Raw genomic sequence first — 21,925 nt, forward strand, 5'->3', positions numbered from 1 at the left:
TGACCACGCTGGAGCTAGGTACCGTCACCGAGATCGAGCAGACCCGCAAGCTCTCGGCCGAGGTGGACCAGGACCGCTTCACCCGCATCGACCGCGCGATGACGGAGGAAGCCGATGAACGCTTCATCGACCTGCGCCATGAACCCGATGATGTCCGTCGCCAGTTCAATCGCACGCTGCGCCTGCGCCGTCTCGCCAAGCTGGAGCAAATGGGCCTCGCCATCGAACACGCGCCGGGCGTCTGGGAGTTGAGCGAGCGGATGGAACCGGCCTTGCGCGAGTTGGGCGAGCGCGGCGACATCATCCGCAATATGCACAAGGCGCTGAAGACCGATGGCCTGGAGCGCGATCCGATGAGCTTCCAGCTTCATGATGCCGCGCCCGAGACGCCCATCGTCGGCCGCGTCGTGGACAAGTATCTCACCGACGAGATGGGCGAGAACCTGACCGTGGTGGTGGATGGGATCGACGGGCGCACCCACCATGTTCCGGGCATCGACCCGGCCCGCGTCGAGGACGCCCGGATTGGCAGCGTCATCGAGATCGGCCCGGCCGATACGGTGCAGCGCCCATCCGACCGGACCATTGCCGCCATCGCCGAGGATGGCGTCTATCGGCCGAGCCGTCATCTGGAACAGGCCAAGTTCGAGGGCCGGGTTCCGGGAGGCGATTATGAGGGCTATGTTGATGCCCATGTCCGGCGGCTGGAGGCGTTGCGCCGTGCCGGGATCGTCGAGCGGATCGACTCCGACCAATGGCGCATCCCCGAGGATTTCGAGAGCCGCGCCGCAGCCTATGATGCTGGCCGCAACCGGCAGGCAAGCATCCGTGTCATCTCGACCTTCAATCTGGAAAGCCAGATAGGTTCGGATGGCGCGACCTGGCTCGACCGGCGTCTGGTTACACCCGACGCATCGGATCTCGCTCCGGCCGGTTTCGGGCAGCAGGTGCGCGATGCCATGGACCAGCGGCGTGAGCACCATATCGAACAGGGTGACGCCACCCGAGCGCGGGATGGTCGCATCTTCTACCGGCGTAGCCTTCTCGCCACGCTGCGCGAGCGCGAAGTCGCCCGCGTCGGCACGGAGATGGCCGAGAGCAAGGCGCTGCCGTTCCGGGCGGCGGCGGATGGCGAGAAGATCAGCGGCCAGTTTACCGGCACCGTCCAGCTATCGAGCGGCAAGTTCGCGGTGGTCGAACAGAGCCACGAGTTCACCCTTGTCCCATGGCGGCCGGTGATCGACCGCCAGCTCGGCCGCGAGGTCGCGGGCATCGTGCAGGGCGGATCGGTGTCTTGGCAGTTGGGGCGACAACGTGGGCTGGGACTATAACTCTTTGATTCGCGTCTGCCTTCGGGGTGATGCCAATCCCCGTCATGTCGATAATCCCAAAAGCTCGCTGTCTCGACAAACGCTAAGTGAAGATCGGAGGTCTTGCACTATCGCGTGCGAACTCTTCGATCAGAAAATCCAGCAGGACGCGGAGTTTCGGAGCAAGGTGCTGCCGCGATGGATAGACCGCATAGAGCGTGGTTTCGACCGTGCTCCAATCCTCCAGCGCGGGTTGGAGTCGGCCTTCCCTCAAATCGTCCTCGACATAGGGATAGGGCATCAGACTGACCCCGAAGCCGGCACGCAGCGCATCGCGCACGGCGAGGCTCGACGAGACGGAGTATCGCGCATCGACGGTGACCTGCTCGGTCCGTCCCTCCTTGCTGAATTCCCATATGTCCGCATGACCCGAGAGGCTGAAGCGGATGCTGGTGAACGCCTTCAGATCGGTAGGCGTTTCAGGCTTGCCGTGCTTCTCGAAATACGAAGGCGCGGCGCACAGCACATGCGACATGACCGCGAGCTTGCGGGCGATCAGGCTGGAATCCTCCAGATTGTCGCTGCCGCGAATGGCGAGATCGAAGCTTTCGCGGATAATATCCACACGCCGGTCGTCGAGATGAAGGTCGAGCTTCAAATCGGGATAGCGCGACAGAAACTCCGGGATAGCCGCCGAGAGCCGCGTAAGGATCACGGTCATCGGCGCACTGACTTTCAACGTACCACTTGGCGTCGTCTTGATTGGGCAGAGCGCCTGATCGGCCTCGGCCAGCGCATCCAACCCGCGCGTGACATGCTCCAAATAGAGCCTGCCTTCTTCGGTCAGCGCCATGCGCCGCGTCGTCCGGTTGATGAGACGTGCGCCGAGATGGGCTTCCAACTCGGCGATGTTTTTGCTGATCGCGGCGGGGGAAAGGCCGAGGCTTCGGCCGGCTTCCGCGAAACTGTTCAGTTCCGCCACGCGGTGGAACACTTTCAAGGCGGTGAGGCGGTCCATCGCATCTTTCCCTGTCAGTAAATAGTATCTTGCAATACTCGCATATTATCCCCGTCAGGTAAATTCTGTATTTCCTTTCCGAAACCCTCAATTCGGAAAGTCATTATGACGAACCCCACCATTTCCCTGATCGAGCAACGCGTATCAGCCAATCTGTTCGACGCCTCTCACGTCCTGACGGATGCAGAGATCGAGCGACTGGTGCATCTGGCGACGCGCGCACCCACCGCCTACAACCTCCAGAACTGGCGGTTCATCGCAGTGCGAACACCGGAGTCGAAAGCCCGGCTGCGTAGCGTTGCCCAAGATCAGCCCAAGGTGTCGGACGCTGCCGTCACCTTCATCATCTGCGGCGTGCTTCCCGATCACGAGATTCTCGCCGAGCGGTTGCGCCCCTCTGTCGAGGCCGGCTTCATGCCGGCGGCCATGGTGGTTGGCTGGCAGGAAGGCGCGCGCCAGCAATATGCTGATCCCCGGATGGCACGCGACGAAGCCGTGCGCTCGGCCACCTTTGGCGCGGCGACGCTTATGCATGCGGCCGAAGCGATGGGCCTCGCCTCCGGTCCCATGGTCGGATTCGACGCCGAAGGCGTGGCGCGCGCATTCGGTCTGATGCCGGTCGAAGTGCCGGTCCTGCTCCTCGCAGTCGGCCGCGCGGCCCCCGGAAACTGGCCTCAAAAACCGCGCCGCCCGCTTGCGGAGATTCTGGAGGTCGCATGAAACCCTGCGCGTCCGATCTGCTGCTGACGGCGATTGCGCCTGCCATATGGGGCAGTACCTACATCGTCACGACCGAGTTTCTGCCGGACTATTCGCCGATGACGGTGGCGATGCTTCGGGCGTTGCCCGCCGGCCTTTTGCTGCTTCTGATCGTTCGGCAGTTTCCGGCGGGAATATGGTGGCTGCGCATCTTCATCCTTGGCGCGCTCAACTTCTCGATCTTCTGGAGCATGTTGTTCGTTTCGGCCTACCGTCTTCCGGGTGGCGTCGCGGCCACGGTGGGCGCGGTCCAGCCGCTGATCGTCATCTTCCTCGCCGCCGCCATGCTCGGCAACAGGATACGGCCCGCCTCGGTCCTTGCGGCGATGATCGGTCTCGGTGGTGTTGCCCTTCTGGTGTTAACGCCTCAAGCGGCGCTCGATCCGGTGGGCATTGCGGCGGGTCTTGCTGGTGCGGTCTCCATGGCCTTCGGCACCGTCTTGACCCGTAAGTGGCAACCCACGGTGTCGCTGCTCACCTTCACCGCATGGCAACTGACAGCCGGTGGTCTTCTTCTCATGCCGATGGCCCTGCTTGTCGAGCCGACCGTTCCGGTTCCGACAATACCCAACCTCCTTGGGCTGTTCTGGCTCGGGCTGATCGGCGCGGCGCTGACCTACATATTGTGGTTCCGTGGCATTGCCCGGCTGGACTCGGCAGTGGTTTCCTCGCTGGGCTTTCTCAGCCGGGTAACTGCCGTGCTGCTCGGGTGGTCCTTCCTCGGTCAGACGCTGACGGCACTTCAAATCGTCGGCGTTGTCCTTGTCATTGGTAGCATCTGGCTCGGCCAACGCCCCAATCGCAATTCCACACCTTTATCCCGAGAGGGCGATCCGGCCTCGGCCGGGTCGAAAACCTGACAAAAGGTGTGACCGTGCGCCGGAGTGACCGCATAGTATCTGATCGGAGCGAGCCATCGCTGTTGTTGCATGCGCGTATTCCCATGACATCTCTGAGCCAAACGCTTGCCGTTGCCGAATATCTGAATTTCCGCCACGCGGCGAACGCGCTCGGCGTGTCCCAGTCCAGCGTCAGTGCGCGCGTGAAGGCACTGGAGGAAAACCTTGGCATCCTCCCGTTCGAGCGACATGCACCTAGAATCTGTCTATCGCCGATGCCGTCACCCAGAAACTGGTGTTTCGAGTTCCTGTTTGGCGTCGCGGATCAAACCAGCCAGAAAGTCCGCAACCACCCGAACCCTGCGCGATTGAGCGAGATCCGAATGGATCGCAAGCCAGATTTCCCGGTCGATGCCAAGATCGCCTTGCAAGCAGACGAGATTGTTCTGCCGGCCGAGAAAGTGCGGAAGCACAGCCAATCCGACGCCCGAGATGGCGGCGGCGAGTTGCGCCGAGAGTGTCGTGGTCGCCAGAGTCGGCGCACGTCCGCGCAGCGCGCGCTCAACCCATCGGGCGGCAGGAAGATGACCGTAGGTTTCGCACCATGTGATGAAGCGATCCGTTTCAAGCCGGGCATCATCTCGACGATGTTCGGCATACACACGCGAGGCATAAAGGCCGAAACCGAGCGTGCCGAGACGCCGGATTGTGACATTCCCTCGCTCGGGCTTGACCAGCCGAACGGCGAGATCGGCATCGCGCCGATGCAGATTGACCGCCGGAACGTCCGTGACGACCTCCAGTGTGAGGTCGGGATACTGATTGGTCAGCTTCGGCAGCGCGGGGATGATGATGTTGTTCGCCAGCGTCTCAGCCGTGGCGAGCCGCACCCGTCCCGCGATCCCAGTTTGTGCAGCCGATCCTTCGGTAAAGGCTTCGGCCGCCAGTTCCAGCGTTTCGGCGCGCTCCAGCAGCGCCGCCCCGTCATCCGTGAGGCGATAGCCGTTCTGGTGCCGGCTGAACAGCGTCAGTCCGAGCGCGGCTTCCAGTCGCTCAATCTGGCGCGACACGGTGGCCAGGCCAGTGCCGAGGCTGGCCGCCGCGCCGCTCAACGACCCGGTGCGGGCGATGGCGAGGAACACCCGCGCATCGTCCCAGCGAAGGCGGCCCGCGCCATGCTTTCCGATTTCGGAAATCTGATTACGGTTCTTAGTGGTTTTATTCATCGAAAGAGAAAACCATCTTTGTCTCCGAAGAACAAGGAGCAAAGCAATGCAACAGCGAACACTTGGTCCCGACCTATCGGTTTCCTCCATCGGGCTTGGCTGTATGGGGATGAGCGAGTTCTATGGCCCACGCGACGACGAGGAATCTTTGGCGGTGCTACGGCGGGCGGTCGATCTAGGTATCGACTTGCTCGATACCGCCGACATGTATGGGCCGCACCACAATGAACAATTGATAGGGCGCTTCCTCGCCGAAAGCCGTGCCAAGGTGAAGATCGCCACCAAGTTTGGCATCGTGCGCAAACCCGGCGAATACGCGCGCAGCATCGACAACAGCGCCGGCTACATGCGTCGCGCCTGCGAAGGATCGCTCAAGCGATTGGGAATTGAGCGGATCGACCTCTACTACGTCCATCGCATCGACCGCGAGCAGCCCATAGAAGAAACGATGGAGGGGCTGGCCACCCTGCACCGTGAAGGCAAGATTGGCCATATCGGGCTTTGCGAGGTCAGCGCCGAGACGCTGCGCCGCGCCCATGCCGTCCACCCTGTCACGGCGGTTCAGACCGAATACTCCCTTTGGACCCGCGATGTGGAAGCCGAAATTCTGCCCACATGCCGCGAGTTGGGCATTGGCTTCGTCGCCTATTCACCGCTCGGGCGCGGATTCCTCACCGGAAGATTTCAGGCTGGATCGCAGTTCGAGGAAGGGGATTTTCGCGCCAGCCTGCCGCGCTTCACGCCGGATAACGCCGCGACCAACGGCGCGCTGGTCGATGTGGTACGTGGTATTGCAGCCGAAAAGAACTGCACTCCTGCACAGGTGGCCTTGGCATGGGTGCTGGCCAAGGGCGACAACATCGTGCCGATCCCCGGCACCAAGCGGATCAAGTATCTCGAAGAAAACGCTTCCGCCACTTCCGTTGGATTGTCTGCTGATGAACTCGCCGACCTGGAGCGCTCGATCATTGTGCTTCCCGTAGCAGGGGACCGTTACACGGCGGAAGGCATGAAGGGAGTCAACATATGACCCTGGATCGACGTGCCAAGGCCCTTGCTCTTCTTGAGCAACTCGATCCAGACGCCCCAACGCGAGTTGCCGCCAATCTGGACGCGCTGTCGGATGATTTCCTCGAAATCATTCTCGGCTTTTCATTTGCGGACATCGTATCTCGTCCTGGCATCGACCTTCGCACCCGCGAGATGCTGACTGTCTCGGCTTTGATGGGGATGGGGACGGCGCCGGGACAACTGGAATTCCATATCCGTGCGGCTTTGAATACCGGCGTCACCCGCGAAGAGATCATCGAAATCCTTCTTCAGATAGCAGTCTATGCCGGTGTCCCTGCCTGCATGAATGGCATCTCCGCCGCCAAAAAAGCTTTCGCCTCTCAAGCTGTCTGACATCTCCGGACAGTTCGTTTGGGGCCGCCAGACCTTCCAATTCCAAGGTTCAATTCAAATGCAAGAACAAGAAGAACGCGCTTCGTGGCGAAACTGGCTGGCTGTCGGCGTCCTGGGGGTCGGATCATTTGCGATCGTCACCACGGAACTGGCACCTATCGGTCTGCTGACTTCGATAGCAGGCGATCTGGGCGAGAGCGAAGCCAAAGTCGGCCTGATCGTTACCGGCTACGCCTGGATCGCTGCCGCTGGCGCATTGATTTCGGCAATGGCATTGGGACAGATGCCCCGGAAGCCGCTTCTCGTGGCGCTGATGCTTGTGCTGGCATTGTCCAGTGCTGTAGCGGCCATGACCACGACCTTCCCGGCGCTTTTCGGTGCCAGAATAATTGGTGCGGTGGCTCACGGCATCTTCTGGGCGATGATCGGGACGCTCGGTGCGCAGATCGTTCCGGCCAGGCATGTCGGCGTTGCAACCTCGATTATTTTTGGCGGCGTGTCGGCAGCCAGTGTTCTGGGTGTTCCCTTGGCGGGAATGATCGGCCACCTCGATAGCTGGCGAACGGCGTTTGGCTGTATCGCCGCACTATCTTTTGTAACCGCCGCCGCAATTGTCTTTTCCGTGCCGCGAGTTCAAGCCACTGCGCCGGTAGGTAGAAAAGCTCTTTCGGCCATTGCCCGAGATCCGGTGTTTCTTCGAATTTACGGTGCGACAGCTTGTGCGATAACGGCGCATTTTGCTGCGTTCACGTATATCGAACCATTGCTTTCCGACAGTCTGCATATGCCACCGAATACATTGTACGGGCTCCTTTTCGCGTTCGGTGTCGCCGGTCTCCTTGGCAATGTGCTTACCGGCGTCTTCGTGGACCACTATCTCAAAGCGCTCGTGTCGGGGGCGCTCGCGTTGATGGCGTTATGTCTGGGTGGAATTGGATTGATCGGTGCGGGCGCAGGCGCGGTTATCGCCGGTATCCTGCTGGTTGGCTGGGGGATCGGTGTTGCGGCTGTCTTCGTCGGTTTTCAGACTTGGATTCTACGCGCAGCGGGTGACGCGGCACTTCCCGCATCCGCAATATATGTTGCGATTTTCAATGCGGCGATTGGTACAGGCGCGTTGCTGGGTTCGATTGTTATTTCCTTCACCAATCTTGGCGGCCTCATGATGATCGCAGCGGTCGCGCTCACCGCCAGCCTCATACCCGTGACTTTTTTGTCGACCCCGGCCGCTTTGCAGCCGCCGAGAGAATAGGTGTGCCGCATCAGAATTGCGTCACGGATTCCGAAACAAAATTCCTGGAGAATATGTATGGATACTGTAGTCCTCATGACCGGCGTCGGCGGTGTCGAAAAGCTGGAGGTTTCACAAATCTCGTCGAAACAGCCGGGGCCTGGCATGGCGCGGATCAGAAACCTCGCTATCGGCGTGAACTTCATCGACATCTATCACCGGACTGGCCTTTATCCCCTCTCTTTACCTGCCGCCCTCGGCGTTGAGGCCGCTGGAGTAGTGGAAGCCTTGGGCGAAGGCGTCACTGGTTTTTCAATCGGGGATCGCGTTGCCTATGCCGGTGCGCCGGTCGGCGCTTATGCAACGGCACGCTCTTTGCCGGCTTCACGGCTCATCAAACTGCCGGATGGTATAGAGTTTCGCAGCGCAGCGGCGTCGATGCTCAAAGGGCTGACTGCCCATATGCTGCTGACCCGCACCTATGCCGTTGAGCGGGGGACGACCTTGCTTGTCCACGGAGCCGCTGGCGGCCTGGGTTCGATCCTCGTGCGCTGGGCGAAGCATCTCGGAGCCACGGTCATCGGCACGGCAGGGTCGGAAGCAAAGGCCGACATCGCGCGATCCTACGGTGCGGATCACGTCATCGTCGGGCGAAATGCTGATCTTGTGTCCGAGGTGGGATCGCTGACCCAGGGCGTCGGTGTGGATTTTACCATTGACGGGATCGGTGGTGATACGCTGCTTAAAAGCTTGGCCTGCACCCGGCGCTTCGGAACGGTCGCAAGCATCGGTCAGGCAGCCGGAGCTATTCCATCACTTGCGGTAGAGGATATCGGCCCCATCCGTTCGTTGTCGCTCGCCCGGCCAAGTGTGATGGCTTATGCCGCCGACCTGACAGTCTATCATCATGCGGCCGAAGCCTTGCTCGAAATGATGCAGAAAGGCGTCTGCACCGAGATTGGCGGCGAGTATCCTCTGGCCGAAGCGGCGCAGGCTCAATCCGATCTCGAAGCCGGTCGCACGACCGGAAGCCTCTTGCTGATTCCGTAGGGCACCTCCATGCGTAGGCGGAGGAGCAACAATACAGAAAGCGCAGAGCTGAGAAGTGCAATTCTTGGCGTTCGCGTTCCGATGGTCGCTTTGGTCCAGGCGCTCGCGGTCGCAGAGTATCTCAGCTTCCACCGTGCAGCGCAGGCGCTCGGCACCAGCCAGTCAAGCGTCAGCTCACGGATAAAGGCGCTGGAGGAAGATTTGGGCGTCGCCCTCTTCGACCGTAGCACGCGCGGCGTCCGCGTGACCGAAGCTGGCCGACGTTTCGTCGATCATGTCGAGGACGCGATGGGCATCCTGGACCGCGCCATCAAGACGGCGGGGATGCAAGCGTGCGGAAAGGAAAGCAGGCTTCGCATCGGCATCCACGCCCTCACGCCGGGCTGCTTTCTAGACCGACTGCTGGAGCGGTTTCATACCAAGAATCCCGGCGTTCAACTTCATATCACCGAGGGCACGGCGCGCGATGGGCAAAACATGGTGCGAGAAAGCAGGCTTGATGTTGCCTTTATGGCATGCACCCACGAAATCCCCGATCTCAATTCCCGCGTCATCTGGCGGGATCGTTTGATGGTGGCGCTGCCGGTAAAGCATCGCTTGGCAGCACAATCGGATGTGGAGTGGCAGCAGCTTGCGAGCGAAACCTTCCTTGTTCGCCATGGCGGGACCGGTCCACAGGTTCATGACCTCATTGTGCTTCGCTCGGCCGGGAAATGGCCGACGCCGACGATCCGCCGCGTCGATACTGGCCGCAGCGCACTGTTGTCGGTGATTGCTTCCGGGCATGGTGTCTCGCTTTTTGTCGAGGAAACCGCGGCGGCGTGCACGCCAAACCTGATTTTCCTTCCAATCGTTGACGAACCCGAAGCCATCCCATTTTCGGCCATCTGGTCGCCCCACAACCGAGATCCCGCACTATTGAATTTTCTCACGCTGGCGACACAAATGGGCCGCACACAGCCGAAGTCAGATTCGCGATAGTCCACCGTGAACGGTGCCGGAATAGTGTCGTCGTCACCCATCCGATTTGCCGCCGATAGTATTCGGCAGCCCTACAGCCACACCTTTGCTGTTGCACCTCGCGAAAACGACCATTCTCTGATCGCCTCCGTCTATTTTGCCGATTGGGGTCTATATGCGTGGAGGCCGAATACTCTGGGGCCAGATCATCGTCGTATTCACCATCGTCGTGGTGATGGTCTGGGCTGCAACGCAATGGGTGGCTTTCCGGCTCGGCTTCCAGCCACAGCTCGGCAATCCCTGGTTCGATATTGCCGGATGGCCGTTCTATTATCCACCGGCCTTCTTCTGGTGGTGGTTTTCCTATGACGCCTATGCGCCCGGCATCTTTACCGAAGGCGCGTTCATCGCCACGTCCGGGGCTGTTCTTGCCATAGCCGCCGCCTTTCTCCTGTCGATCATCCGGGCACGGGAAGCGCGCAATGTCGCCACCTACGGTTCGGCGCGATGGGCCGAGGATAAGGAAATCCATGCGGCCGGATTGCTCGGCCCGGATGGCGTCGTGTTGGGGCGGCACAGCAAGGATTATTTGCGTCATGACGGCCCCGAGCATGTGCTGTGCTTTGCGCCTACCCGATCCGGCAAGGGCGTGGGCCTAGTCGTGCCGACGCTGCTGACCTGGCCGGGAAGCTGCATTGTCCATGACATCAAGGGCGAGAACTGGAATCTGACCGCAGGTTTCCGCTCCCTTCATGGCCGTGCCCTGCTGTTCGATCCGACCAATGTGCATTCGGCAGCTTACAACCCGCTTCTGGAAGTGCGGCAGGGTGAATGGGAAGTCCGCGATGTGCAGAACATCGCGGACATTCTCGTTGATCCCGAAGGCAGCCTCGACAAACGCAACCATTGGGAAAAGACCAGTCACAGCCTGCTCGTCGGCGCGATCCTGCATGTTCTCTATGCCGAGAAGGAAAAGACGCTGGCGGGTGTCGCCAATTTCCTGTCCGATCCGCGCCGTCCGGTCGAGGCGACCTTACGCGCTATGATGGACACGCCGCATCTGGGCGAAGCCGGTGTGCATCCCGTCATTGCCTCATCTGCGCGGGAGCTTCTGAACAAATCGGAGAACGAACGCTCCGGCGTGCTTTCGACCGCCATGTCGTTTCTCGGTCTTTACCGAGATCCGGTTGTGGCCCGCGTGACTGAACGCTGCGACTGGCGCATCGCCGATCTGGTCGGTGCGAAGGAACCGGTCAGCCTCTATCTCGTGGTGCCACCCTCGGACATTAACCGCACCAAGCCGCTGATCCGCCTCATCCTCAATCAAGTCGGGCGGCGGCTGACCGAGGAACTGGAAAACTCCGGTAAGCGGCATCGGCTGCTGTTGATGCTGGACGAGTTCCCCGCACTGGGGCGGCTGGATTTCTTTGAATCGGCGCTCGCCTTCATGGCCGGTTACGGTCTGAAAGCGTTCCTGATCGCCCAATCGCTCAACCAGATCGAGCGTGCCTATGGGCAGAACAATGCCATTCTCGATAATTGCCATGTGCGCGTGGCCTTCGCGGCCAATGACGAACGCACCGCCAAGCGGATCAGTGATGCGCTCGGCACGGCAACCGAAATGCGGGATTCCACCAACTATGCCGGCCACCGCCTCGCGCCATGGCTGGGGCACCTCATGGTGTCGCGGCAGGAAACGGCGCGGCCACTCCTGACACCGGGCGAAATCATGCAGCTTCCACCCACCGACGAGATCGTCATGGTGGCGGGGGTGCCGCCGATCCGTGCGGCCAAGGCACGCTACTATGCTGATGCGCGGTTTCAGGAGCGGGTGATGTCGCCGCCCGATCTGCGCAAGCAGCCGGTGAACATCACCACATCGGCGCAGGACGACTGGACAAGCCGCGTTGTTGCGGCTGCGACCGGCAATGTCTCCGCCTCAGATACATCCGATGACGATCCGGCCAATGCAGGTATCCGGCGTGAACCGGAACTGCCCGAGCATGAGGAAATCATCTCGCCACCTCCGCCACCATCGCAGGAGTTCGATTTCCTCGATGATGAGCCGGACGTCGATGCAGCCAAGGCCCGTGACATGCGCCAGCGTATGCGCATGGTGGCGCGGCAGGCGTCACTTGACCCAAATGACGGCATCGAGCTTTGAGATCGGAGACAGGCATGACGACGCGCACCCGCATGAATGTCTACTTCGATCCCGCTCTGCTGAAACAGGTGGAAGCGCTGGCCTTGCGCCGAAATGTCTCGAAATCCGCCGTGATCGAGGCTGCTGTGGCATCCTTCATGTCAGGCGATACGACTGAACGGCTGGAAGCCGCCATGTCGCGCCGCCTGGACAAGCTTGGCCGTCAGTTCGACATGCTGGACGAGGATATTGCCGTGCTGGGCGAAACCCTCTCGCTATTTGTACAATTCTGGCTGACCCTCACGCCGCCGCTGCCAGACAGTGCAAAACAATCTGCGCGCATCAAAGGAAACGAGCGTTTCGAGGGATTCATGCAGTCCCTTGGTAAGCGCCTCGCCAACGGTGACAGGTTTCTCAAAGAAATATCGCACGACATGGCTGCGCTACACGACACCTCGCCGGGGGGTAAAACCGAAGGTGACGGCGATGGGATCTAGGATTGCAACCCGTCCTATTCACCGCCAGGCTCCGCCGATGGCCGCACGCGCGTAAACATCTGTTGAAACAGCCCAAAATCAGGTTCTTTTAATCGACCCCGATCCGGGGTCCGTCTTTTGCGCGCCCCGTCATGAACGGGGCCGCCATGACTGCATCACATCAAAAACCGGAAACGATTGCCCGTGGCGCGCGGATGCTGCGCACCGCGCTTGGGGCATCCATCGCCCGGTTTCTGGAAGATCCCGGTGTGGTCGAGGTGATGCTTAACCCGGATGGTCGTATCTGGGTGGATCGGCTTTCCGAAGGGTTGGCCGATACGGGGGAGAGGCTGTCCGCTGCCGATGGCGAGCGGATTGTGCGTCTCGTCGCCCATCATGTTGGCGCGGAGGTTCACGCCCGCGCACCCCGCGTCTCAGCAGAGCTGCCCGAAACCGGCGAACGGTTCGAGGGTCTATTGCCGCCCGTTGTCGCGGCACCCGCCTTTGCCATCCGCAAACCCGCCGTCGCGGTGTTCACGCTCGACGATTATGTGGCTGCCGGGATCATGACCGGTCTTCAGGCCGAAGTGCTGCGCCTGAACGTCGCCACGCGCGCCAACATCCTCGTCGCAGGCGGCACCTCCACCGGCAAAACCACGTTGACCAATGCGCTGCTGGCCGAGGTGGCGAAGACCTCGGATCGCGTCGTCATCATCGAAGACACGCGCGAACTGCAATGCGCCGCGCCGAACCTTGTCGCCATGCGCACGAAGGATGGCGTGGCGACGCTCTCCGATCTGGTCCGTTCATCCCTGCGCCTTCGCCCTGATCGCATTCCGGTCGGTGAGGTCCGCGGTTCCGAAGCCCTCGATCTGCTCAAAGCCTGGGGCACAGGTCATCCCGGAGGCATCGGCACCATCCATGCCGGTTCTGGCATCGGTGCGCTGCGCCGCCTCGAACAGCTCATTCAGGAAGCCGTCATCACCGTCCCGCGTGCGCTGATCGCCGAGACCATCGACCTTGTTGCTGTCCTTGCCGGGCGCGGATCGTCGCGACGGCTGGTCGAACTCGCCCGCGTCGATGGGCTGGGACCGGACGGCGATTACGCCATCACCCCTGCAACCACCTCAAAAGGAGACCCTTCATGATCCGCACGATTTCGCGCGGCTGCCGCATCATGGCAACCGCCGCCGCCGCTGTTTCCATCAGCCTGATGCTGGCGCCCGCCGCACACGCCTCCGGCTCCTCCATGCCGTGGGAGGCGCCGCTTCAGAGCATCCTTCAGTCGATCGAAGGGCCGGTCGCCAAGATCATTGCGGTAATCGTCATCATCGCCACCGGCCTGGCGCTGGCCTTCGGCGATACCTCGGGCGGTTTCCGCCGCCTGATCCAGATCGTCTTCGGCCTCAGCATAGCCTTCGCCGCCAGCTCCTTCTTCCTGTCGTTCTTCTCGTTCGGCGGCGGGGCGCTCATCTGATGGCGGGCGGCCTCGAACAGCTCGACGCGGTGCCGGGATTTTCGATCCCGGTCCATCGGGCGCTGACCGAGCATATCCTGCTCGGCGGCGCACCGCGCTCCATCGCCATTGTCAACGGCACGCTGGCCGGGGCCGTCGGCCTCGGCCTTCGTCTCTGGCTGGTTGGCATCGCCATCTGGGCGGTCGGTCATTTCCTCGCGGTATGGGCAGCAAAACGCGACCCGCTCTTCGTCGAGGTCGGGCGCAGGCATCTGCGCATCCCCGGTCATCTGTCGGTGTGAGGGCGCGCGCATGATGAACCTCACCGAATATCGCCGCACCTCCGCTCGCCTTTCCGACTATCTGCCATGGGCAGCGCTGGTTGGCCCAGGCATTGTGCTGAACAAGGATGGCAGCTTCCAGAGGACCGCGAAGTTTCGCGGGCCGGATCTGGATTCTGCTGTCGCTGCCGAACTGGTTGCGGTCGCCGGTCGCATCAACAACGCCGTGCGCCGTCTGGGTTCGGGCTGGTCGATCTTCGTCGAGGCACAACGCTCCGAGGCCGCGACCTATCCCGACAGCAAGTTTCCAGATGCGGCCTCCGCACTGGTCGATGCGGAGCGCAAGGCCGGGTTCGAGGAAGCGGGCACACATTTCGTGTCCGGTTATTTCCTGACTTTCCTCTGGCTGCCGCCTGCAGAAGACGCCGCCCGTGCCGAAACCTGGCTCTATGAAGGTCGCGAACAATCTGGTGTCAATCCGCATGAGCTGCTGCGCGGCTTCATCGACCGCACCGACCGCGTGCTGTCGCTGCTCGACGGCTTCATGCCGGAATGCCGCTGGCTGGATGATACCGGTACGCTGACCTATCTCCATTCCTCCATCTCCACCAACCGTCATCGCGTCCGCGTGCCCGAAGTGCCCATGCACCTCGATGCGCTGCTGACCGCTCAGGCCCTGACCGGCGGACTGGAGCCGCGCCTTGGTGACGCGCATCTGCGCATCCTGACCATCATCGGCTTTCCTACCGCGACTACGCCTGGCCTGCTCGACGAGATTAACCGGCTCGCGTTCCCGTATCGCTGGTCAACCCGCGCCATCCTGATGGACAAGACGGATGCAACGAAGCTCCTCACCAAAATCCGCCGCCAGTGGTTTGCCAAGCGCAAATCCATCGCCGCGATCCTCAAGGAGGTGATGACCAACGAACAATCGGCGCTGGTGGATACCGATGCGTCCAACAAGGCGCTCGATGCCGACATGGCCTTGCAGGAACTCGGCGCTGACGTTGCCGGGATGGCCTATGTCACAGCGACCGTCACCGTCTGGGACATTGATCCGCGGATTGCCGACGAGAAGCTGCGTCTGATCGAGAAGATCATTCAGGGCCGCGATTTCACGGCCATGCCCGAAACCGTCAATGCCGTCGATGCCTGGCTCGGCTCGATCCCCGGACATGCCTACGCCAATGTCCGTCAGCCACCGATCTCGACGCTCAACCTTGCCCACATGATCCCGCTATCGGCCGTGTGGGCGGGGCCGGAACGGAACGAACACCTCGGAGCGCCCCCCTTGCTGTATGGCAAGACCGAAGGTTCGACGCCGTTCCGGCTTTCCCTTCATGTCGGCGACGTGGGCCATACCCTCGTCGTCGGCCCGACCGGCGCGGGCAAGTCCGTGCTGCTGGCGCTGATGGCGCTGCAATTCCGCCGCTATGAACGCAGCCAGATCTTCGCCTTCGATTTCGGGGGATCGATCCGCGCATCCGCGCTGGCCATGGGCGGCGACTGGCATGACCTCGGCGGCGGGTTGACCGAGGGATCGGAGGTGTCCGTCTCCCTGCAACCGCTAGCGCGAATTGGTGATGCTTATGAGCGGTCATGGGCCGCTGACTGGATCGCTGCGATCCTGATGCGTGAGGGCATGACCATCACGCCGGAGGTGAAGGAGCATATCTGGACGGCGCTGACCTCGCTGGCATCTGCACCCGTCGGCGAGCGCACCATCACCGGCCTTGCTGTCCTGCTGCAATCGAATGACCTGAAGCAGGCGTTGCGACCATATTGCATCGGTGGTGCCTATGGCCGGTTGCTCGATGCCGAGGCCGAACACCTCGGCCACGCCGATGTGCAAGCCTTCGAGATCGAGGGACTGGTCGGCACAGGAGCTGCGCCGGCTGTGCTGGCCTATCTGTTTCATCGGATCGGCGACCGGCTCGATGGTCGGCCAACCCTGCTTATCATCGACGAAGGTTGGCTGGCGCTGGATGATGAGGGGTTCGCCAACCAGCTCCGCGAATGGCTGAAGACGCTCAGGAAGAAGAACGCTTCCGTTATCTTCGCCACGCAGTCGCTCTCGGACATTGACGGGAGCAACATCGCGCCCGCCATCATCGAAAGCTGCCCGACACGGCTGCTTCTGCCGAATGAACGGGCCATCGAGCCGCAGATCACTGCGATCTATCGGCGGTTCGGCCTCAATGACCGGCAGATCGAGATCCTCGCGCGGGCGACACCCAAGCGGGACTATTACTGCCAGTCGCGCCGCGGCAACCGCCTGTTCGAGCTGGGCCTGTCCGAAGTCGGCCTCGCGCTCTGCGCCGCATCATCCAAAACCGATCAGACCCGCATTGCAGATCTCGTCGCCGAGCATGGGCAGGAGGGCTTCCTCGCCGCCTGGCTGCGCGATCGCGGCGTCGAATGGGCGGCGGAGCTGATCCCCGATCTCACCAATCTCATCCCCCAGACCGAAAAGGAGTCCTGACCATGACGATCCGTTTTTCCCGTTCCCGGGCCATGCTCATGGCGGCAACACTGCTCGCCGCGCCGCTTGCATTCTCGCCCATGCTGACCAGTCCGGCCCACGCACAGTTCGGTTTCGGCCGCATCGTCTATGACCCGACCAACTATGCGCAAAACCTGCTCACGGCCGCGCGCACGCTGGAGCAGATCAACCACCAGATCACCTCGCTTCAGAACGAAGCGCAGATGCTCATCAATCAGGCGCGTAACCTGACCAGCCTGCCATATTCCTCGCTCCAGACCTTGCAGCAGAACGTCCAGCGCACCCAGCAGCTTCTGGCCCAGGCGCAGAACATCGCCTTCGACGTGCAGAACGTCGATCAGATGTTCCAACAGAAATACGGCAATGTCTCGCTCTCTGCCACCGACACCCAGCTTGTCGAAGATGCCCGTTCGCGCTGGCAGAACACAGTTGGCGGTTTGCAGGATGCCATGCGCGTGCAGGCCGGCGTGGTCGGCAATATCGACACCAACCGCGCCGAAATGTCGGCCTTGATCGGCCAAAGCCAGAATGCCACCGGCGCCTTGCAGGCAACGCAGGCGGGCAATCAGCTTCTTGCTCTCCAGTCGCAGCAACTTTCCGACCTGATCGCGCTGATGTCGGCCAATGGCCGGTCCGAGGCGCTGATCGAGGCCGAGCGTGCCACCGCCGCCGAACAGGGCCGCGTGCAGCGCGAGCGCTTCCTGACACCGGGATCGGGCTACCAGCCCGGCAATGCCCGGATGTTCGGCAACGGCAACAACTGACCGGACAGGAGGAGCGCGACATGGACGGCAAGATGCTGGCACGGCTGGGCGCGATCATATTCGTGGCTATCGCCATCACCGCCACGGTGATCGAAATGACCCGCGAGGATGAACCGGCGCAGAACCGTCCGGCTCCATCGCTTCAGCCCTCTGCCGATCCGCTGCGCCAGAGCCTGCGCCGTTGCCAGCAGTTAGGCGAGGCCGCCGTGAACGATCCCGGCTGCCTCGCCACCTGGGCCGAGAACCGTGACCGGTTCCTCGGCCGGACGCCGGTGCCCGCCGCCCCGCATCAGAACGGGGGAGAGTGAACCATGGGCGGCACCGGCGTCATCGACAATTTCCTGGGAGTCTTCACCAGCTACATCGACAGTGGCTTCGGTCTGCTTGGAGGTGAAGTCGCCTTCATCGCCACCACGCTGATCGTCATCGACGTGACGCTGGCGGCATTATTCTGGTCCTGGGGTGCAGATGACGACATCATCGCCCGGCTGGTCAAGAAAACGCTGTTCGTGGGCGTCTTCGCCTATCTGATCGGCAACTGGAACAATCTCGCGCAGATCATCTTCGACAGCTTTGCGGGTCTGGGCCTCAAGGGGTCGGGCACCGGCTTTTCCGCCGCCGATCTGCTGCGGCCCGGCAAGGTGGCGCAGACCGGCCTTGATGCCGGTCGCCCGCTGCTCGAATCCATCTCCGACATGATGGGCTACTGGTCGTTCTTCGAGAACTTCATCCAGATCGCCTGCCTGATGTTCGCCTGGGTGCTGGTGCTGCTCGCCTTCTTCATTCTCGCCGTGCAGCTCTTCGTCACGCTGATCGAGTTCAAGCTGACCACGCTGGCCGGTTTTGTGCTGATCCCCTTCGGCCTGTTCGGCAAGACCGCCTTCATGGCCGAGCGCGTTCTCGGCAATGTCGTGTCCTCCGGCATCAAGGTGCTGGTTCTGGCCGTCATCATCGGTATCGGCTCGACGCTGTTTTCACAGTTCACGGCAGGCTTCGGCGGCGTGACGCCGACCATCGACGATGCCATGGCGATCGTGCTGGCGGCCCTTTCCCTTCTCGGCCTCGGCATATTCGGTCCCGGCATCGCTTCCGGTCTCGTTTCCGGCGGCCCGCAGCTTGGCGCAGGTGCCGCCGTTGGAACCGGCCTTGCCGCAGGCGGCATGATGCTTGCCGGGGGTGCCGCCGCAGGGATGGCCGCGAAGGGAGGAGCCGCTGCGCTCTCTGGTGGAGCGGCTGCCGTTCGGGGTGGTGCCGCCGCCGCAGGTGCGGTGAGCGCCGCCTACAGTGTCGGTTCACTTGGCCAGTCCGGCGCTGCCGGTGTCGCCTCCGGTCTGGGCGGTGTTGCCCGTGCGGCAGGCTCCGCCGCCGCATCGCCCCTGAAGCGCGCGGCTTCCAAAGCCTCCGAAAGCATCAAGTCCGGCTTTTCTGATGGAGCGCGCGCCGGTTTCGGCGTCAGTGGCGGCTCTTCCACGGCTGGAACAGTCGGAGGTGCGGGCGAGGCAGCAAGCGCGGCGGCGTCACCCGCCGCACAGGCTGGCGGCTCTCCGGCATGGGCAAGGCAGATGCAGCGCAAACAGACACTCAGCCACGGCACGTCGATGGCCGCCCATGCCGTGCGCTCCGGCGACAGCCATGGCGGCGGCTCCTCCATCAATCTTTCTGAAAGTGACCGCTCATGAACATCTTCAAACGTCCATCTGCCCATTACGGCAAATCGCCCGAACCCGAGACGCCCTATCAGAAAGCTGCCCAGGCATGGGACGAACGTATCGGTTCGGCCCGCGTGCAGGCAAAGAACTGGCGCATCATGGCCTTCGGCTCGCTGATCCTCTCGGCTGGTTTCGCCGCCGCCCTTGTCTGGCAATCGGCGCGCGGGACGGTCGTGCCCTGGGTGGTGCAAGTCGATAATCTCGGCCAGTCGCAGGCCGTTGCGCCCGCCGTGGCTGACTATCGCCCGACCGATCCGCAGATTGCCTTCCATCTTGGCCGCTTCATCGAGCAGACGCGCTCGATCCCGTCTGACGCCATCATCGTGCGGCAGAACTGGCTGCGTGCCTATGAGTTCACCACGGATCGGGGTGCGGCAACTCTCAATGATTATGCCCGTGCCAATGACCCTTTCACCAAGGTCGGCAGGCAGCAAATTGCGGTCGAGGTGTCGTCGGTGATCCGCGCCTCGAATGACAGCTTCCGTGTCGCCTGGACGGAGCGCCATTACGAAAACGGCCAGCTCTCCACCACCGAACGCTGGACGGCGATCCTGACCATCGTGATCCAGACGCCGCGCGATGCTGAACGTCTGCGTGCCAATCCGCTCGGCATCTACGTCAATGCAATTTCATGGTCGCGGGAGATGAGCCAATGACCCGCAATATCGTCCGTGATTCCGGCTTGCCGGTTTTCCGTAAACCCGCTTTGGCGGCTTTGTTGCTGTCAGCGACCATGCTGGCCGGTTGCGCCACCAACCGCACCCCGCAGTTCAGCTATGATGCCGATGTACCCGCGTTGCCCGTGGTGCCGGCAGCCGTTACCGATGACCGCCCCCGGCCTTTGCACACGCCGCCGGCATGGACTGTGGCGCGCGGCGGGACCGTTGCAGCGACACCGACTGGCCGCGTCGAGAACGCCAATGCCGCCGCCCGTGTCGAACCACGGCGTGAGGGCTACTACAACGCCATCCAGATCTACCCCTGGTCGGAAGGGGCGCTGTTTCAGGTCTATGCCGCACCGGGGCAGATCACGACAATCGCGCTTGAACCCGGCGAAAGCCTGACCGGCGCGGGACCGATTGCAGCAGGCGACACCGCCCGATGGATCATTGGCGATACAGAAAGTGGATCGGGTACAAGCCGCCGCGTCCATATCCTCGTCAAACCGACCCGTGAGGATATTTCCACCAATCTTGTCATCAGCACGGATCGCCGCGTCTATCTCATTGAGCTTCGCGCCCGCGCGGCGCTCTATATGCCCGCTGTGGCCTGGGCCTATCCCGCGCTACCTGCCGGTCAGCGCGTAACCGTTCCGGCAGCCCCCATCATCCCTGTCGAGACGGCCCGCAACTATCGCTACGGACTGACTGGAGACACGCCACCGTGGCGCCCCATCTCCGTCTTCGACGACGGCCGCCGTGTTTATGTCGTCTTCCCGCGCGGCATTGTGCAGGGCGAGATGCCGCCGATCTTCGTCATAGGCTCCGAGGGCGAAACGCAGATCGTCAACAGCCGCATTCACCAGAACATCCTGATCGTGGATCGCCTGTTCGGTGCTGCCGAACTGCGCCTTGGCAGCGGTGATCGCCAGCAAACCGTCAGGATCGTCCGCGTTGAACAAAGGCAGGCAGCCCAGCCCGCAAAAACCGGGGAGAATCCGTCATGAGCGACGAGACCACCACCAACGCGCCTCCTATGCGCCTGCGCGCCGAGCCGCCGCGCGTCACCCGCCTGTCACGCAAGATGCTGGCTGGCGTTGGAGCTGTCGCGCTCCTCAGCATTGGCGGCGCACTGATCTATGCGCTCCAGACCCGCGACATGGGTGGAAATGGCGAGGAACTCTATTCCACCGAGAACCGCCCCACAGCCGACGGGCTGGCTGGTCTGCCGCGCGATTATACCGGCCCCGTCCTGGGACCAGCTTTGCCGGGCGACCTCGGCGGCCCGATCCTCGACGCCCAGAACAGGGGGCAGCCCGTTACGCCGCCGGTTATGGCAGCACCAGCCCGAGACCCCGCCGAGGAACGTCGTCTTGCCGAAGAGGAAGCTGCACGTCTTAGCACCGTGTTCTTCCAGTCAGGCCAAAGGACGGCGACGATACCAGGCTCTAATATGCCGGGCCTAGCGGGGCTTGACCTTGGCGGTCAGCCCGCCACGCAAGACCGGCACACGGCATTTCTCAATGGTCCGGTGGATCGCCAGACCGTTGCCATCGATCGGATCATGGCGCCAGCATCGCCCTATATCCTTCAGGCAGGGGCCGTGATCCCGGCTGCAATGATTACCGGCATCCGTTCGGATCTGCCTGGCCAGATCACCGCGCAGGTCACGGAAAATGTCTATGATAGCCCGACCGGCGCGCTGCTCCTGATCCCGCAGGGAACGCGCATCATCGGCCAGTATGACGCCGGTGTGCAGTTCGGCCAGCGCCGTGTGCTGCTGGTCTGGAACCGCCTGATCCTGCCCAATGGCCGCTCGATCGTGCTGGAGCGCCAGCCCGGCGCGGACGCTTCCGGCTATGCCGGTCTGGAGGATGGCGTCGATTACCACTGGTGGGATCTGATGAAAGCAGCGGGACTGTCCACGCTGCTCGGCATTGGCACGGAACTGGCGACCGACGACGAAGACCGTCTGATCCGCGCCATCCGCGACGGCGCACAGGACACTATCAATCAGGCCGGGCAGCAAATCGTCCAGCGTCAGTTGCAGGTCGCGCCGACCTTGACCGTCCGACCGGGCTATCCCGTCAGGGTCATCGTCACCCGCGACCTGGTACTCGAACCCTATAGGAACTGA

Annotated in this window: 22 protein-coding genes and 1 pseudogene; 21 read left to right on the forward strand and 2 right to left on the reverse strand. The window is 62.2% G+C overall.

Annotation, left to right across the window (positions count from 1 at the left end; all coding sequences use genetic code 11):
- Positions 1 to 98 precede the first annotated feature (98 nt).
- Complete coding sequence (locus PAE61_RS05255; protein WP_434803125.1) at positions 99 to 1,331, forward strand: DUF3363 domain-containing protein; 1,233 nt, start codon at positions 99 to 101, stop codon at positions 1,329 to 1,331.
- An 82-nt stretch (positions 1,332 to 1,413) separates the two neighbouring features.
- On the opposite strand, the gene PAE61_RS05260 is transcribed toward PAE61_RS05255, so the two are convergent.
- A complete protein-coding gene (locus tag PAE61_RS05260; RefSeq protein WP_271114318.1) occupies positions 1,414 to 2,328 on the reverse strand; it encodes a LysR family transcriptional regulator in 915 nt (304 codons plus the stop codon).
- Between the two features lie 105 nt (positions 2,329 to 2,433).
- Between PAE61_RS05260 and PAE61_RS05265 the strand changes: the two genes are divergently transcribed.
- The 3 genes and pseudogenes from PAE61_RS05265 to PAE61_RS05275 all read left to right on the forward strand — a co-directional run.
- On the forward strand, positions 2,434 to 3,048 hold the full coding sequence (locus PAE61_RS05265) for a nitroreductase family protein (RefSeq protein WP_271114319.1): 615 nt from the start codon (positions 2,434 to 2,436) through the stop codon (positions 3,046 to 3,048).
- Positions 3,045 to 3,947, forward strand: a complete 903-nt coding sequence (locus PAE61_RS05270) for an EamA family transporter (protein ID WP_271114320.1) — start codon at positions 3,045 to 3,047, stop codon at positions 3,945 to 3,947. Before PAE61_RS05265 ends, PAE61_RS05270 begins: the two co-directional genes overlap by 4 nt.
- 83 nt (positions 3,948 to 4,030) lie before the next feature.
- A pseudogene (locus tag PAE61_RS05275) lies at positions 4,031 to 4,186 on the forward strand (helix-turn-helix domain-containing protein); the annotation flags it as partial.
- A 21-nt stretch (positions 4,187 to 4,207) separates the two neighbouring features.
- On the opposite strand, the gene PAE61_RS05280 reads toward PAE61_RS05275, so the two are convergent.
- Entirely contained in the window at positions 4,208 to 5,152 is a 945-nt protein-coding gene (locus tag PAE61_RS05280; RefSeq protein WP_434803126.1) for a LysR family transcriptional regulator, read from the reverse strand.
- Between the two features lie 46 nt (positions 5,153 to 5,198).
- Between PAE61_RS05280 and PAE61_RS05285 the strand changes: the two genes are divergently transcribed.
- The 17 genes from PAE61_RS05285 (at position 5,199) to PAE61_RS05365 (ending at position 21,925) form a co-directional block, all read left to right on the forward strand.
- Entirely contained in the window at positions 5,199 to 6,182 is a 984-nt protein-coding gene (locus PAE61_RS05285; RefSeq protein WP_271114322.1) for an aldo/keto reductase, read from the forward strand.
- The gene (locus tag PAE61_RS05290) at positions 6,179 to 6,556 is read left to right on the forward strand and encodes a carboxymuconolactone decarboxylase family protein (RefSeq protein WP_271114323.1); all 378 of its coding nucleotides are present in this window, start codon (positions 6,179 to 6,181) and stop codon (positions 6,554 to 6,556) included. The genes PAE61_RS05285 and PAE61_RS05290 overlap by 4 nt, the downstream gene beginning before the upstream one ends.
- A gap of 58 nt (positions 6,557 to 6,614) precedes the next feature.
- Entirely contained in the window at positions 6,615 to 7,808 is a 1,194-nt protein-coding gene (locus tag PAE61_RS05295) for an MFS transporter (RefSeq protein WP_271114324.1), read from the forward strand.
- Between the two features lie 57 nt (positions 7,809 to 7,865).
- Positions 7,866 to 8,837: a quinone oxidoreductase family protein gene (locus PAE61_RS05300; RefSeq protein WP_271114325.1), complete on the forward strand. Its 972-nt coding sequence runs from the start codon at positions 7,866 to 7,868 to the stop codon at positions 8,835 to 8,837.
- A gap of 81 nt (positions 8,838 to 8,918) precedes the next feature.
- The gene (locus tag PAE61_RS05305) at positions 8,919 to 9,818 is read left to right on the forward strand and encodes a LysR family transcriptional regulator (protein WP_237831583.1); all 900 of its coding nucleotides are present in this window, start codon (positions 8,919 to 8,921) and stop codon (positions 9,816 to 9,818) included.
- A 154-nt stretch (positions 9,819 to 9,972) separates the two neighbouring features.
- On the forward strand, positions 9,973 to 11,961 hold the full coding sequence (locus tag PAE61_RS05310; RefSeq protein WP_271114326.1) for a conjugal transfer protein TraG: 1,989 nt from the start codon (positions 9,973 to 9,975) through the stop codon (positions 11,959 to 11,961).
- A 14-nt stretch (positions 11,962 to 11,975) separates the two neighbouring features.
- A complete protein-coding gene (locus PAE61_RS05315) occupies positions 11,976 to 12,437 on the forward strand; it encodes a ribbon-helix-helix domain-containing protein (protein WP_237831581.1) in 462 nt (153 codons plus the stop codon).
- 194 nt (positions 12,438 to 12,631) lie between these two features.
- On the forward strand, positions 12,632 to 13,564 hold the full coding sequence (gene trbB, locus PAE61_RS05320) for a P-type conjugative transfer ATPase TrbB (RefSeq protein ID WP_434803127.1): 933 nt from the start codon (positions 12,632 to 12,634) through the stop codon (positions 13,562 to 13,564).
- Entirely contained in the window at positions 13,561 to 13,893 is a 333-nt protein-coding gene (locus PAE61_RS05325; RefSeq protein WP_010336161.1) for a TrbC/VirB2 family type IV secretion system protein, read from the forward strand. Before trbB ends, PAE61_RS05325 begins: the two co-directional genes overlap by 4 nt.
- Positions 13,893 to 14,174 (forward strand): VirB3 family type IV secretion system protein, encoded by a 282-nt coding sequence (locus PAE61_RS05330; RefSeq protein ID WP_015740165.1) that lies wholly within the window; start codon positions 13,893 to 13,895, stop codon positions 14,172 to 14,174. The genes PAE61_RS05325 and PAE61_RS05330 overlap by 1 nt, the downstream gene beginning before the upstream one ends.
- Before the next feature lie 10 nt (positions 14,175 to 14,184).
- Complete coding sequence (gene trbE, locus PAE61_RS05335; protein WP_271115094.1) at positions 14,185 to 16,635, forward strand: conjugal transfer protein TrbE; 2,451 nt, start codon at positions 14,185 to 14,187, stop codon at positions 16,633 to 16,635.
- 2 nt (positions 16,636 to 16,637) lie between these two features.
- Positions 16,638 to 17,420, forward strand: coding sequence for a P-type conjugative transfer protein TrbJ (gene trbJ, locus PAE61_RS05340; protein ID WP_271114328.1), 783 nt, complete (start codon positions 16,638 to 16,640; stop codon positions 17,418 to 17,420).
- Positions 17,421 to 17,440: 20 nt separating this feature from the next.
- Positions 17,441 to 17,728 (forward strand): putative entry exclusion protein TrbK-alt, encoded by a 288-nt coding sequence (gene trbK-alt / locus PAE61_RS05345; RefSeq protein WP_237831578.1) that lies wholly within the window; start codon positions 17,441 to 17,443, stop codon positions 17,726 to 17,728.
- Between the two features lie 3 nt (positions 17,729 to 17,731).
- Positions 17,732 to 19,099, forward strand: coding sequence for a P-type conjugative transfer protein TrbL (gene trbL / locus PAE61_RS05350; protein WP_271114329.1), 1,368 nt, complete (start codon positions 17,732 to 17,734; stop codon positions 19,097 to 19,099).
- A complete protein-coding gene (gene trbF / locus PAE61_RS05355; protein ID WP_237831576.1) occupies positions 19,096 to 19,785 on the forward strand; it encodes a conjugal transfer protein TrbF in 690 nt (229 codons plus the stop codon). Before trbL ends, trbF begins: the two co-directional genes overlap by 4 nt.
- A complete protein-coding gene (trbG, locus tag PAE61_RS05360; RefSeq protein WP_271114330.1) occupies positions 19,782 to 20,795 on the forward strand; it encodes a P-type conjugative transfer protein TrbG in 1,014 nt (337 codons plus the stop codon). The genes trbF and trbG overlap by 4 nt, the downstream gene beginning before the upstream one ends.
- Positions 20,792 to 21,925 (forward strand): TraB/TrbI/VirB10 family type IV secretion system protein, encoded by a 1,134-nt coding sequence (locus PAE61_RS05365; protein ID WP_271114331.1) that lies wholly within the window; start codon positions 20,792 to 20,794, stop codon positions 21,923 to 21,925. The genes trbG and PAE61_RS05365 overlap by 4 nt, the downstream gene beginning before the upstream one ends.

This window comes from Paracoccus aerodenitrificans, assembly GCF_027913215.1.
Classification (GTDB): Bacteria; Pseudomonadota; Alphaproteobacteria; order Rhodobacterales; family Rhodobacteraceae; genus Paracoccus; species Paracoccus aerodenitrificans.